A 14,589-nucleotide genomic window follows, 5' to 3' on the forward strand; every position below is an offset into this window, starting at 1 on the left:
GAATAAGACAACGCACCGCCATCGCGCACCGTGAGCGTGCGTCATGCACCGCAACATCGCACCACGATAAGCTTGTAATTTCTTTACTGAAACCTCAAAACCGCATTCTCCCTCTGTAGCACCCCTCTCCCGACCATTGGCACGCCTCTTGCATTAGAAGGAGCAGGGGATCAACGGCGATCCCTCCCAAATACATACCGCTGGTCCAAAGACGGACCGGCAGGACAACGGCGTCCGCCCGACCTGGTTTAGAACACCTTGGTTGCGCGGACGCCTTTTTGTTTTCTGAACGGGATAAAAAATGGCCAGCAAAGCTACCAGCATCAAGCTCTTCTCGATCTCGACGCCGCAAATGCGCGCGTTCCACCTGACCTGGATGGCGTTCTTCGTCTGCTTCTTCGCCTGGTTCGCCTGCGCGCCGCTGATGCCGGTCATTAAAGGCGAATTCGGCCTGAGCGTCTCGCAGATCGCCAACATCAACATCGCCGCCGTCGCCATCACGATCCTGGTGCGCCTGATCGTCGGCCCGTTGTGCGACCATTTCGGCCCACGCAAAGCCTACACCGGCCTGCTGCTGCTTGGCTCCATCCCGGTGATCGGCGTCGCCTTCGCACAGAGCTACGAGAGCTTCCTGTTCTTCCGCCTCGGGATCGGTGCGGCCGGCGCCAGCTTCGTCATCACGCAGTACCACACATCCGTGATGTTCGGCCCTAAAGTGGTCGGCACCGCCAACGCGGCGGCCGCAGGCTGGGGCAACGCCGGCGGCGGTGTCGCGCAGGCTGTCATGCCGCTGCTGATGACCGCGATGGTCATGCTGGGCGTGAGCGAGACCTTCGGCTGGCGCGCCGCGCTGATCGTGCCGGGCATCCTGATGATCATCATGGCCGGCGTCTACTACCGCTACACCCAGGACTGCCCGCAAGGTAACTACAGCGACCTGCGCGCCGCCGGCATTCCGATCGAGGGCGGCAAGAAGGGTGGCTGGGAGAGCTTCAAGCTGGCCGCCGCCAACTACCGCGTATGGCTGCTGTTCATCACCTACGGCGCCTGCTTCGGTATCGAGATCTTCATCCACAACATCGCGGCGATCTACTACGTCGACCATTTCAAACTGACCCTGGGCCAGGCCGGCATGGCCGCCGGCAGCTTCGGCTTGCTGGCGCTGTTCGCCCGCGCACTGGGTGGCTGGACCTCGGACAAATTCGCCGCCAAGGGCAACCTGAATAACCGCGTCACGCTGTTGTTCGTGCTGATGCTGGGCGAAGGCGCCGGCCTGCTGATGTTCGCCCACGCCGGCACCGCTACGCTGGCGATCGGCGCGATGCTGATCTTCGGCCTGTTCACCCACATGGCTTGCGGCGCGACCTACGCCGTGGTGCCGTTCGTCGACAAGCGCGCCCTGGGTGGCGTGGCCGGCATCATCGGCGCCGGCGGCAACGTCGGCGCGGTGGCCGCCGGCTTCCTGATGAAGGGCCTGGGCGACACGCAGCAGACGCTGAGCATCCTGGGCATCGTCGTCGCCGCGACCGCGCTGTGCGCACTGGCCGCCCGCTTCAGCAGCGCAGCCATCGAAGAATCCGCAATCGCCAACAAACTGGCAGCTTAAAGTTCAAAGGAACCCGCTATGAAAATCATCGTTATCGGCCACGGCATGGTCGGCCACAAATTCCTGGAAAGCCTGGCCGCCAGCGGCAAGACCAACCTGCAGGTGACGGTGCTGTGCGAGGAAGTGCGTCCCGCCTACGACCGCGTGCACCTGTCGGAATTCTTCTCCGGTAAAACGGCGGAAGACCTGTCGCTGGTGAAGCCGGGCTTCTTCGAACGCGACGACATGGTGCTGCGCCTGAACACCCGCGCCACCGCCATCGATACCGCCGCCAAGACCGTCACCACCGGCGATGGCGACGTGCTCCCTTACGACAAGCTGGTGATGGCGACCGGTTCCTATCCATTCGTGCCGCCGCTGCCGGGCAAGGAGCGCAAGGATTGCTTCGTCTACCGCACCATCGAGGATCTGGAAGCGATGATGGAATGCGGCCAGCGCTCGAAGACCGGCGTCGTCATCGGCGGCGGCCTGCTGGGGCTCGAATGCGCCAAGGCGCTGCGCGACCTGAAGCTGGAAACCCACGTGGTCGAATTCTCGCCGCGCCTGATGGCGGTGCAGGTCGACGATGGCGGCGCGCGCGTTCTGCGCCGTAAAATCGAAGACCTGGGCGTGACCGTCCACACCGGCAAAAACACCACCGCCATCGTCGACGGCGTCGATGGCACGCACCGCATGGAGTTCGCCGACGGCGGCCACCTGGACGCCGACATGATCGTCTTCTCGGCCGGTATCCGTCCGCGCGACATGCTGGCGCGCGAATGCGGCCTGAGCGTCGGCCCGCGCGGCGGCATCGAGATCAACAACAACTGCGTCACCTCCGACCCGGACGTCTACGCCATCGGCGAATGCGCGCTGTGGGGCGGCTTGATCTTCGGCCTGGTGGCGCCGGGCTATGAAATGGCGCGCGTCGCGGCCAAGCACATGCTGGGCGAGGCGGGCGAATTCGCCGGCGCCGACATGAGCACCAAGCTGAAACTGATGGGCGTGGACGTGGCCAGCATCGGCGACCCGCACGGCAGCGTGGCCGGCAGCCGCTCGTACCAGTTCACCGACGAGCGCAAACAGATCTACAAGAAGATCGTGGTCTCCGACTGCGGCAAATACCTGCAAGGCGCGGTGATGGTCGGCGACGCCGCCGAATACGGCACCTTGCTGCAGATGATGCTGAACAAAATCGAGCTGCCGGAATCGCCGGAGTTCCTGATCCTGCCGCAGTCGGACGGTGCCGCCAAGCCTGGTCTCGGCGTGGACGCACTGCCCGAGAGCGCGCAGATCTGCTCTTGCAACGATGTCTCCAAGGGCGCGCTGTGCGCAGCGGTGGCCGCCGGCGCCTGCACCATCGGCGATCTGAAAAGCTGCACCAACGCCGGCACCTCGTGCGGCGGCTGCGTGCCGCTGGTGACGCAGGTGATGAAGGCCGAAATGAAAAAGCTCGGCATGGCCGTCAACAACCACGTGTGCGAACACTTCGCCTACTCGCGCCAGGAGATGTTCCACCTGATTAAAGTCGGCCAGATCAAGACCTTCGACGATCTGCTGGCGAAGCACGGCAAGGGCCTTGGTTGCGACGTGTGCAAACCGCTCGCCGCCAGTATCCTGGCGTCGGTGTGGAACGACTTCGTGCTGAAGAAGGAACACGCCAGCCTGCAGGACACAAACGACTACTTCCTCGGTAATATCCAGAAGGACGGCACCTATTCGGTGGTGCCGCGCATGCCGGGCGGCGAGGTGACGGCCGATGGCCTGATCGCGGTCGGCATGGTCGCCAAGAAGTACAAGCTGTACACCAAAATCACCGGCGGCGCCCGCGTCGACCTGTTTGGCGCCCGCGTCGAGCAACTGCCGCTGATCTGGGAAGAGCTGATCGCCGCCGGCTTCGAATCCGGTCATGCCTACGGCAAGTCGCTGCGCACGGTCAAATCCTGCGTCGGTTCGACCTGGTGCCGGTATGGGGTCGACGATTCGATCGGCCTGGCCATCGAGCTGGAAAACCGCTACAAGGGCCTGCGCACGCCGCACAAGATCAAGTTCGGCGTGTCCGGCTGCACCCGCGAGTGTGCCGAGGCGCAGGGCAAGGACGTCGGCATCATCGCCACCGAGAAGGGCTGGAACCTCTACGTGTGCGGCAACGGCGGCATGAAGCCGCGCCACGCCGAGCTGCTGGCGACGGATCTGGACAAGGCCACGCTGGTCCAGTATATCGACCGCTTCCTGATGTTCTACACCCGCACCGGCGACCGCCTGCAGCGCACCAGCACCTGGCGCGAGAACCTGGAAGGCGGCCTCGATTACCTGAAGCAGGTCGTCGTGCAGGACAAGCTGGGCATCGCCGCCGACCTGGAAGCGGACATGCAGCACGTCGTCAACACCTACGCGTGCGAGTGGAAAGAGGCCGTCGAGAATCCGGAAACCCGCAAACGCTTCCGCACCTTCGTCAACAGCGAGAAGGGCGACGACAACGTCGTCTTCATGGAAGAACGCGGCCAGATTCGTCCGGCCACCGTGGAAGAACGCAAACGCGTGATTCCGATCGCCGTCAGCGCAGCTTGAGGAGAATACAAATGCATCGCGATATTCAAACTGATAACTGGATCGCCGTCTGCGACCTGGACGACATCGTGCCCAACACCGGCGTGTGCGCCCTGCTGAACAATGCGCAGATCGCCGTCTTCCACGTCAACGACGGCGGCCCGCGCGTGTTCGCCATCGATAACTACGATCCGAACTCGGAAGCGGCGGTGCTGTCGCGCGGCCTGGTGGGCAGTCTGGGCGAACGCATCGTCGTCGCTTCGCCGATCTACAAGCAGCACTTCGACCTGCAAACCGGTGAATGCCTGGAGGCCCCGGCCAACTCGGTCGGCACCTATCCGGCCCGCGTGGCCGACGGCAAAGTCTGGGTAGGCCTATGAAATCCCCGGAGCGCGTGGAATCGAAGCCTGCGCTGGTCGTCATCGGCAACGGCATGGCCGGCATGCGCACGGTCGAGGAGTTACACAAGCTCGATCCGGACATGTACGACATCACCGTGTTCGGCGCCGAGCCGCATGGTAACTACAACCGCATCCTGCTGTCGCCGGTGCTGGCCGGCGAAAAGACCATGGACGACATCATGCTCAATACGCGTGAGTGGTACGTCCAGCATGGCATCACCCTGCACGCGGGCGATCCGGTCGAGCATATCGATCGCCGCAAGCGCATCGTGCGCGCCCGCTCCGGCCTGGAAGTACGCTACGACCGTTTGCTGATCGCCACCGGCTCCAAACCGTTCATCATCCCGGTGCCGGGCCACCAGCTTCCGGGCGTACTGGCTTTCCGCGATATCCAGGATGTGGAATCGATGCTGGAGGCGGCGCGCAACCACAAGCACGCGGTGGTCATCGGCGGCGGCCTGCTGGGGCTCGAGGCGGCCAATGGCCTGCAGCGCCAGGGCATGTCCGTCACGGTGGTGCATGTGACCGACGCGCTGATGAACCAGCAGCTCGACAAGCCCGCCGCCCAGCTTCTGCAAAAGGCGCTGGAAGACAAGGGCATGACGTTCATGCTGAACGCGCAGACCGCCGAAATCGTCGGCACCGACCGTGCCACGGCGGTGCGCTTCAAGGACGGCAGCGAGATTCCGGCCGACCTGGTGGTGATGACCGCCGGCGTGCGTCCGAACATCGAGCTGGCCAAATCGGCCGGCCTGCACTGCGACCGCGCCATCATCGTCGACGACACGCTGCAAACCTACGATCCGCGCATCTACGCCGTCGGGGAGTGCGTGCAGCACCGCAGCGCGACGTTTGGGCTGGTTGCGCCGATCTGGGACCAGGCCCGCGTTTGCGGCGCCCATCTGGCCGGCGCCGGCGTGCGCCGCTACGTGCAGCAAACTTCGCCCACACGCTTGAAGGTCACCGGTGTAGACTTGTACTCGGTCGGCGATTTTATCGGTGGCGAGGGGACCGAGGACCTGGTGCTGCGCGATGCCCGGCGCGGCGTTTACAAGCGGCTGGTGTTGAAGAATAACCGCGTCACCGGCGCCGTGTTGTATGGCGACGTCAAGGACGGCCCTTGGTATTTCGGCCTGATCCAGAACAACACCGACATCGCCTCGATCCGGCAAACCCTGTTATTCGGCGAGGCGCTCAGCGCCAGAGCCGCATGATTTAAGTCCATAGTCTAAGCGAGCGAATTTTGAACCTGTCCCAAGACCATCTGTCAGTCCGCACCACCTGCGCATATTGCGGCGTCGGTTGCGGTGTGAGCGCCACCCCCAAGGGCGACGGCACGGTCTCCATCGCCGGCGACAAGCTGCACCCGGCGAACAAGGGGCGCCTGTGCGTCAAGGGTTCCGCGTTGGGCGAGACGGTGAGCCTGGACGGCCGCCTGTTGTACCCGCAGGTGCGCGGCGATGAAGGCCTGCGCCGCGTCTCGTGGGACGAGGCGCTCGACAAGGTCGCCGGCACCTGGCGCGCCATCATCGACGAACATGGCCCGGACGCCGTAGCCTTGTACGTGTCGGGCCAACTGCTGACCGAGGATTACTACGTCGCCAATAAGCTGATGAAGGGCTACATCGGCAGCGCCAACATCGACACCAATTCGCGCCTGTGCATGTCGTCGGCGGTGGCCGGCTACAAGCGCGCCTTCGGCGAAGACCTGGTGCCGCTGTGCTACGACGACCTGGAACTGGCCGACATGGTGGTGCTGGTCGGCTCCAACACCGCGTGGTGCCATCCGATTCTGTTCCAGCGCATCCTGAAGGCCAAGGAAAGCCGCCCGGAGATGAAGATCGTCGTCATCGACCCGCGCCGCACCGCGACCTGCGAGCTGGCCGACCTGCATCTGCCGGTGAAGGCGGGCACCGATGTCTGGCTGTTCAACGGTTTGCTCAGTTATCTGAACCGCATCGGCGCCGTCGATCCGGCCTTCGTCGCCGGCCACACCAACGGCTTCGACGCGGCGCTCGCCACCGCCAACGCCGATTGCAGCGATCCGGCGGTCGTGGCGAAGATCTGCCGCATCGAACTGCCGGTGCTGATGGAGTTCTACGAACTGTTCGCGGCCACGCACAAGACCATCACCGCCTATTCGATGGGCGTGAACCAGTCTTCTTCAGGCACCGATAAGGTCAACAGCATCATCAACTGCCACCTGATCGGCGGCCGCATCGGCCAGCCGGGCATGGGGCCTTTCTCGATCACCGGCCAGCCGAACGCCATGGGCGGGCGCGAAGTGGGCGGCCTGGCCAACATGCTGGCCGCGCACATGGACCTGGACCGCGCCGACCACCGCGAGGTCGTGCAGACGTTCTGGGAATCGCCGGCGATGGCCGACAAGCCTGGCCTGAAAGCGGTCGACCTGTTCAAGGCGATCGAGGACGGCAAGGTCAAGGCGGTGTGGGTGATCTCCACCAATCCCGTGGTCAGCATGCCGGATGCAGACCAGGTGCGGCGCGCGCTGGAAAAGTGCGAGCTGGTGGTCGCCACCGACATCATGCAGAACACCGACACCAACGCCTACGCCGACGTGCTGCTGCCCGCGCTGGGCTGGGGCGAGAAGGAGGGCACGGTCACCAACTCCGAGCGCCGCATCTCGCGCCAGCGCGCCTTCTTGCCGGCGCCGGGCGAGGCCATGGCAGACTGGAAGATCCTGGCGCTGTTCGCGCAGCGCATGGGCTTCAGCGGTTTCGATTTCGCCGGCGCCAACAGCGTCTTCGACGAACATGCGCGCCTGAGCGGCTTCCGCAACAGCGCCGCCGACGTGCCGCGCGCCTTCGACATGTCCGGCCTGGCGCGGTTGAGCAAGAACGAGTACGATGGTTTGGAACCGGTCCAATGGCCGGTGCGCCGTGGCGCCGCCGGCGGCATCGAGGTGGAAGAGCGCCTGTTCGCCGACAAGCGCTTCGCCCACGCCGACGGCAAGGCGCGCTTCATCGTCACCGCCCCGCGCGCGCCGGTCAACGCCATCAGCGAGGACTTCCCGCTGGCGCTCAACACCGGCCGCGTGCGCGACCAGTGGCATACGATGACGCGCACGGGTAAATCGTTCACCCTGGCCGATCACATCTCCGAATCGTTCGTCGACATCCATCCGCAGGACGCGCTGCTGCACGGGGTGCGCGAAGGTGAGCTGGCGCGCGTCAGCTCCGAGTGGGGCGCAATGGTGGCGCGTGTGCAGCACGGCGGCGGCATCCCGCGCGGCACGGTGTTCATTCCGATCCACTGGTCGGGCCAGACCTCGTCCGACGCCCGCGTCGGCGCGCTAGTCAACCCGGTGGTCGATCCGGTGTCGGGCGAGCCGGAATTCAAGCATACGCCGGTGCGCATCGAGCAGTTCCGCGTCAACTGGCACAGCTTCATCCTGAGCCGCACCGAGGTCGATCTGGACAGCGTGGCCCATTGGACCCGCATCCAGGGCCGCGAATTCGCCCGCTATGAGCTGGCCGGCCGCAACACCATCTCCGATTTCGGCCAGTGGGCGCGCGGCGTGCTCGGTGTGCAGGATCTCGACGCCGACTGGCTCGAATACGAGGACCGCACCGCCGGCGTGTACCGCGCCGTGCACGTGGTGAACGACCGTATCGAGCAGTGCATCTTCCTCTCCCCGCGCCAGGACATGCCGTCGCGCGCCTGGCTCGCCAGCCTGTTCGTCAAGGAGCAGTTGAGCGAAATCGACCGCGTCGGCCTGCTGGTCGGCATGCCGGTGGAGAAGGGCGCCGACACCGGACCGACCGTGTGCTCGTGCTTCGGCGTGGGCCGCAACACGATCTGCAACGCCATCGTCGAGAAGGACCTGCAGACGGTGGCGCAGGTGACCTCCTGCCTCAAGGCGGGCGGCAATTGCGGCTCCTGCGTCCCCGAAATCAAGAAGATTCTTGTACAAACGCGTGTGGAGGCGGCGGAGGCAAGGTTGTAAATATGGTAAATTAGACTATCGATCGCTTGATCATGACTACAGAGAGCGAACATGTCTATCCGTGAAAACTTCTCCGATGCCGATATGGATCAGTGGCTCAACGAGAACCGAGTCACTGAAATTGAATGCCTGGTGCCCGACTTGACGGGCGTCGCGCGCGGGAAAATCCTGCCGCGCGCGAAATTCACCCAGGAGCGCGGCATGCGCATTCCCGAGGCGGTGCTGGGCATGACCGTCACCGGCAACTACCCGATCGAGAACGCGGCCTACGACCGCGCCATCTCCTCCACCGACCGCGATATGATCCTGCGCGCGGACCCCGGCAGCATCACCACCGTGCCCTGGGCGGTCGATCCGACCGCGCAGGTGATCCACGACTGCTACTTCGCCGACGGCACCCTGGTCGACTTCGCGCCGCGCTCCGTGCTGCGCCGCGTGTTGAAGCTGTACGCGGAACGTGGCTGGAAGCCGGTGGTCGGCCCGGAGCTGGAGTTCTACCTGACCGAGAAGAACATCGATCCCGATCTGCCGTTGCGGGCGCCGGTCGGCCGCAGCGGCCGCGCCGAGACCAGCCGCCAGGTTTACAGCATCGACGCCGTCAACGAGTTCGATCCGCTGTTCGAGGATATCTACGACTACTGCGCGCTGATGAACCTCGACGTCGACACGCTGATCCACGAGACCGGCGCCGGCCAGATGGGCATCAACTTCCAGCACGGCGATCCGCTGGCGCTGGCCGACAACGTCTTCTACTTCAAGCGCACCTTGCGCGAGGCGGCGCTCAAGCACGACATGTACGCCACCTTCATGGCCAAGCCCATGGCCAACGAGCCCGGGTCGGCGATGCATGTGCACCAGAGCGTGAGCGACGCCGCCACCGGCCGCAATATCTTCAGCGCGCCGGACGGCTCGCCGTCGGCGAACTTCCGCCACTATATCGGCGGCCTGCAACGCTATACGCCGGCGGTCATGGCGATCATGGCGCCGTACGTCAATTCGTACCGCCGCATCGTGCGTCACACGGCGGCGCCGATCAATGTCCAGTGGGGTAACGACAACCGCACCGTCGGATTCCGGATTCCGATCTCCGGCGTCGAGCAGCGGCGCGTGGAGAACCGCATCATCGGCGCCGACGCCAATCCCTACCTGGCGATGGCGGTGACGCTGGCCTGCGGTTACCTTGGCATGGTCGACAAGCTGGAGCCGACGCCGATGATCACCGGCAGCGCCTATGATCACGTGTCCGAGCTGCCGCAGGGGTTGCCCCAGGCGCTGGAATGGCTGCGCCGCGAGGACCGCATCCGCGAGGTGCTGGGCGAACGCTTCGTCGACGTCTACACGGCGATCAAGGAAGTCGAGCATCAGGAGTTCATGACCGTCATCAGCCCATGGGAACGGGAACACTTATTGCTGCATGTATAGGCGACAATAAGTGGCAGCATTTATAATCACGTGTCCAAAAATCGGGCGGCCGGCGGATGGCCGCTCGGATATATTATTAATATCATTTATCTTTCTATAACATGACCATAGAGCGAGCTGCTGAACCCTTCCTCCTGATCCGCAATCTGGTTAAGGAATTCGACGGTGTCCGCGCTGTCAATGATGTCTCGGTAGCCATCGACAAGGGCGAGATTTTCGCGTTGCTGGGCAGCTCCGGCTGCGGAAAATCGACCTTGCTGCGGATGCTGGCCGGTTTCGAAACGCCGACCCAGGGCCAGATCACGCTCGCCGGCAAGGACATCGTCAGCGTGCCGCCGTATCAGCGCCCGATCAACATGATGTTCCAGTCGTACGCGCTGTTCCCGCACCTGTCGGTGTGGGACAACATCGCCTTCGGCCTGCGCCGCGACGGCCTGCCGAAGGACGAAATCGCCGCGCGCGTGGAGCAGATGCTCAATCTGGTGCAACTGGCCGCCTACGGCAAGCGCAAGCCGCACCAGCTGTCCGGCGGCCAGCAGCAGCGCGTGGCGCTGGCGCGCAGCCTGGCCAAGCGGCCGCAATTGCTGCTGCTCGACGAGCCGCTCGGCGCCCTGGACAAGAAGCTGCGCGAGCGTACCCAGATGGAACTGGTCGGCATCATCGAGGAAGTCGGCGTCACCTGCGTGATGGTCACCCACGACCAGGACGAGGCGATGAGCATGGCGACCCGCATCGCCGTCATGAGCGAAGGCCGCATCCTGCAGGTCGGCCCGCCGGGCGAGATCTACGAAACGCCGAACTGCCGATTCGTGGCGGACTTCATCGGCAGCGTCAATCTGTTCAACGGCAGCGTGGCGGTCGACGAACCGGACCACGTCATCATCGACACGCCCGAGGGGCGCCACTACGTCACCCACGGCATCACCGGCACGATGGGCATGCCGGTGGCGGTGGCCGTGCGGCCCGAGAAGATCGCCCTGCAAACGGAGGCGCCGTTGCTGGAGCAGCGCGCCAACGCCAGCGAGCATGGATACAACTGCGTGCAGGGCGCGATCACCGCGATGGCCTACTTCGGCAACGAGACGCTGTACCACGTGCGTCTGGACAGCGGCATGGAGATCAAGGTCTCGCGCACCAACGCCGCCCGTCACGACGACGCCGCGCTTAAGCGCGACCAGCGCGTCTACGCCTGGTGGGACGGCGCTGACGTCGTCGTGCTGACCAGCTAAGGTGGGGTGGTCATGAACTTCCTGAAGAATTTACTGACCCTGCGATGGCTGACCGGCCGCCGCGTCGTCATCGCCGTGCCGTTCCTGTGGCTGGCGTTCGCCTTCCTGGTGCCGTTCCTGATCGTCCTGCGCATCAGCTTCACCGAGTCGGACATGGGCAATCCGTTCGGCACGCTGATGACATTGGCCGACGGGGTCATCACGCTCAAGGTCAAGATCTCGAACTACCTGTTCATCGCGGAGGACGAGCTGTATGTGCTGACGTATCTCAGCTCAATCAAGTTCGCCGCTATCACCACCGCGCTATGCCTGATCATCGGCTACCCGTTCGCCTACTTCATGGCGCGCGCCAAACCGACCGTCCGTCCGGTGCTGCTGATGTTGGTGATGCTGCCGTTCTGGACTTCCTTCCTGCTGCGGATCTACGCCTGGAAGGGCATCCTCGCCAACAACGGCATCGTCAACAACTTCCTGATCGGGATCGGCGCCATCGGCGAGCCGCTGCACCTGATGAACACCCAGTTCTCGCTAATCATCGGCATGGTGTACGCCTATCTGCCGTTCATGATCCTGCCGCTGTACGCCAATCTCGTGAAGATGGACACGCGCTTCCTGGAGGCCGCCGCCGATCTGGGGGCGACGCCGCTGCAAGCCTTCTGGCGCATCACCGTGCCGTTGTCGAAGTCCGGCATCATCGCCGGCTCGATGCTGGTGTTCATTCCGGCCATCGGCGAATATGTGATCCCGGAATTGCTGGGCGGTCCCGAGACCCTGATGATCGGCCGCCAGCTGTGGGACGAATTCTTCACCAATAACGACTGGCCGCTGGCGTCGTCGGTGACGGTCGTGGTGATTCTGCTGATCCTGGTGCCGATGGCGATCTTCAATAAGTACAAGGCAGAGCAGGAGGCCCGCTCATGAAAAGCAATACCACCTTTATGCAGCGCTGGTTCGGGCGCGGCTGGCTGTCGATGGGCTATCTGTTCCTGTACCTGCCGATCGTGGTGCTGGTGGTCTTCTCGTTCAACAGCTCGCGCCAGGACATGGTGTGGAGCGGCTTCTCGCTGCAGTGGTACGCGGCGCTGATGAACGACGCGGAGATCATCAGCGGGCTGGGGCTGTCGCTGAGGATCGCGCTGATGACGGCTTGCGCCTCGGTGGTGCTGGGCACCTTCGCCGCCTTCGTGCTCGATCGCTATCACCGCTTCACGGGCCGCACGCTGTTCGCCGGCATGGTCAGCGCGCCGCTGGTGATGCCGGAGGTGATCATCGGCCTATCGCTGCTGCTGATGCTGGTGTCGGTGCAGAAGGTGTTCGGCTTCCCCGAGCGCGGGTTGATGACGATCTGGATCGGCCACACCTTGCTGGGCATGGCCTATGCGGCGGTGGTGGTGCAATCGCGTCTGCAGGAGATGAACAAGTCGTTGGAAGAGGCGGCGATGGACCTGGGCTGCAAGCCTTATCAGGTGTTCTTCCTGGTGACGCTGCCGAACATCAAGCAGGCGCTGGGCTCCGCGTGGCTGTTGACGTTCACCTTGTCGCTCGACGACGTGGTGTTGTCGGCGTTCCTGTCCGGCCCCGGCTCGTCGACGATGCCGATCGTGATCTTCTCGCGCGCCCGTCTGGGACTGGACCCGCGCGTTAACGCGGTGGCCGCGCTGACCATCCTGGTCGTCACCATCGGCGTGATCGCATCGAGCCTTTATATCGCCCGCAACGAGCGGCTGCGGCAGAAACAGATCTCATCGGCTGCGAAAGGCTGACATAACACGTAGGGCGGATTAGCGAAGCGTAATCCGCCATGGTTGCGCCGCCGACGGCGCACGCATTGGCGGATTACGCTTCGCTAATCCGCCCTACGTGATTGCGTGTTTACGTATCTATGATGATCCTCGCCAGCAGTCTGCCGTAATGGGTGATCTGCTCCGGCGTGCAATAGGCATAGCCGACCAGCAGGCCGCGCCGCACCGGCTGCGACAGATAATAGGTCGACAGCGCCTTCACCTGGATTCCCTTTTCCGCCGCCTTGCGCTCCAGCGCCACGTCGTCGACGTCGTCCGGCAGCTGGACCACGAGATGCAGTCCCGATTCCTCGCGGGAGATGGTGACGCTGCCGCCCAGCCGGGGGCCGAACTGGTTCACCAGCGTGCGGCGCAGTAGCTCCCGCCGCGCGCCATAGGTCTGGCGTATCTTGCGCAGGTGCGTGGTGAAGTGACCGAGAGAGATGAAGTCGGCCAGCGCCGCCTGCACCATCAGTTGGCCGGGCCGCTGCAGGTCGTACAGCGCCGACTTGAAGCCGTCGATCAGCGCCGGCGGCACCACCAGGTAGCCGATCTTGATGCCGGGGTAGAGGGCCTTGGAGAAGGTGCCCATGTAAAGCACCCTGTCATCGTTATCCAGCCCTTGCAGCGCCGCCAGCGGCCGGCCGGTGTAGCGGAATTCGCTGTCGTAGTCGTCCTCCAGTATCCAGGCGTCCTTGCGCACGGCGACATCGAGCAGCTCGCGCCGGCGCGCCAGGCTCATGACCGCGCCGGTCGGATACTGGTGAGAGGGCGTCACGTAGATCAGGCGTGGTTTCGTCGCCAGGTCCGCCGCCTTGATCGCCATGCCTTCGCCGTCCACCGCCACCGGATGCAATTTGAGCTCGCGCGCCTGGAACACGCGCCGCGCGCCCCAGTAGCCGGGGTCCTCGATCCAGGCGGTATCGCCGGCATCGGCCAGCAGCTGTGCGCACAGGTCGAGCGATTGCTGGGTGCCCCCGGTGATCAGCACCTGTTCCACCGATACCTTGACCGAGCGCGATAAGCGCAGATACTCCGTGATGGCCTGGCGCAGCGGCGCATGGCCGCCGGCCTGTCCGTAATCCAGCAGGTCGGAACGCAGGTCGCTACCCACCTCGCGCCACACGCGGTTTTGCAGCCGGTGCCACAGCTTGAGCGGAAACGATGAGAAGTCCGGATCGCCCGGCGCGAACGGTTGTATCTCGAATTTGGGGCCGGCCGCGATGCGCGCGACTTCCTGGCCGCGCTTCGACAGTCTGGCGGCGCGCTGCATCCTCTGCGCCACCCGCGCACCATGCGGGACGGGCGACTGGCCGCCGCGCATGCTGGCGCTGTGCGCTTGCAAATCGGCGACATAAGTGCCGCTTCCGAGCCGGCTGGTGACGTAGCCCTCCGCCGCCAGCTGCTCGAAGGCGGCGATGACGGTGTTGCGGGCGATGCGCAGGTCGGCCGCCAGGTCGCGGCTGGACGGCAGCTTGCTGCCTGCGCCCAGGTGCTGCTGATGAATCGCGGCCTTGGCCGCCTCGTACAGGCGGCGCTGCTGGGGCAAACGTGGATGGAAGCCGGTTTGCGCCAGCGTCTGGGCCAGCAGGTCGGAAGTGGGGGAGATGGAACGCAAAGTGGTTCTAATAAATATCAACAAGTGGTGCTCACC

General features: G+C 64.3%; 10 protein-coding genes. 9 read left to right on the top strand and 1 reads right to left on the bottom strand.

What is annotated here, in order from left to right; all coding sequences use genetic code 11:
* Positions 1 to 301 precede the first annotated feature (301 nt).
* The 9 genes from MRBLMU1_RS29790 to MRBLMU1_RS29830 all read left to right on the top strand — a co-directional run bounded on the left by MRBLMU1_RS29790 (position 302) and on the right by MRBLMU1_RS29830 (position 12,917).
* Positions 302 to 1,606, top strand: coding sequence for an MFS transporter (locus MRBLMU1_RS29790; RefSeq protein ID WP_363509711.1), 1,305 nt, complete (start codon positions 302 to 304; stop codon positions 1,604 to 1,606).
* A gap of 18 nt (positions 1,607 to 1,624) precedes the next feature.
* Positions 1,625 to 4,156 carry a nitrite reductase large subunit NirB gene (nirB, locus tag MRBLMU1_RS29795; protein WP_363509713.1) on the top strand — a complete coding sequence of 844 codons (2,532 nt, stop codon included), beginning with the start codon at positions 1,625 to 1,627 and terminating at the stop codon, positions 4,154 to 4,156.
* A gap of 11 nt (positions 4,157 to 4,167) precedes the next feature.
* The gene (gene nirD / locus MRBLMU1_RS29800; protein WP_363509715.1) at positions 4,168 to 4,515 is read left to right on the top strand and encodes a nitrite reductase small subunit NirD; all 348 of its coding nucleotides are present in this window, start codon (positions 4,168 to 4,170) and stop codon (positions 4,513 to 4,515) included.
* A 14-nt stretch (positions 4,516 to 4,529) separates the two neighbouring features.
* The gene (locus tag MRBLMU1_RS29805) at positions 4,530 to 5,750 is read left to right on the top strand and encodes an NAD(P)/FAD-dependent oxidoreductase (protein ID WP_414646136.1); all 1,221 of its coding nucleotides are present in this window, start codon (positions 4,530 to 4,532) and stop codon (positions 5,748 to 5,750) included.
* Between the two features lie 29 nt (positions 5,751 to 5,779).
* The gene (locus MRBLMU1_RS29810; protein ID WP_363509718.1) at positions 5,780 to 8,503 is read left to right on the top strand and encodes a molybdopterin-dependent oxidoreductase; all 2,724 of its coding nucleotides are present in this window, start codon (positions 5,780 to 5,782) and stop codon (positions 8,501 to 8,503) included.
* 51 nt (positions 8,504 to 8,554) lie between these two features.
* Positions 8,555 to 9,925: a glutamine synthetase family protein gene (locus MRBLMU1_RS29815; RefSeq protein ID WP_363509720.1), complete on the top strand. Its 1,371-nt coding sequence runs from the start codon at positions 8,555 to 8,557 to the stop codon at positions 9,923 to 9,925.
* A 101-nt stretch (positions 9,926 to 10,026) separates the two neighbouring features.
* A complete protein-coding gene (locus MRBLMU1_RS29820; RefSeq protein WP_363509722.1) occupies positions 10,027 to 11,154 on the top strand; it encodes an ABC transporter ATP-binding protein in 1,128 nt (375 codons plus the stop codon).
* Positions 11,155 to 11,166: 12 nt separating this feature from the next.
* Positions 11,167 to 12,075 (top strand): ABC transporter permease subunit, encoded by a 909-nt coding sequence (locus MRBLMU1_RS29825; protein WP_363509724.1) that lies wholly within the window; start codon positions 11,167 to 11,169, stop codon positions 12,073 to 12,075.
* The gene (locus MRBLMU1_RS29830) at positions 12,072 to 12,917 is read left to right on the top strand and encodes an ABC transporter permease (protein ID WP_363509726.1); all 846 of its coding nucleotides are present in this window, start codon (positions 12,072 to 12,074) and stop codon (positions 12,915 to 12,917) included. The genes MRBLMU1_RS29825 and MRBLMU1_RS29830 overlap by 4 nt, the downstream gene beginning before the upstream one ends.
* Before the next feature lie 109 nt (positions 12,918 to 13,026).
* On the opposite strand, the gene MRBLMU1_RS29835 is transcribed toward MRBLMU1_RS29830, so the two are convergent.
* Positions 13,027 to 14,544, bottom strand: coding sequence for a PLP-dependent aminotransferase family protein (locus tag MRBLMU1_RS29835; protein WP_414646139.1), 1,518 nt, complete (start codon positions 14,542 to 14,544; stop codon positions 13,027 to 13,029).
* Positions 14,545 to 14,589 lie beyond the last annotated feature (45 nt).

The organism is Burkholderia sp. LMU1-1-1.1 (genome assembly GCF_040675865.1).
GTDB lineage: Bacteria > Pseudomonadota > Gammaproteobacteria > Burkholderiales > Burkholderiaceae_D > Rugamonas.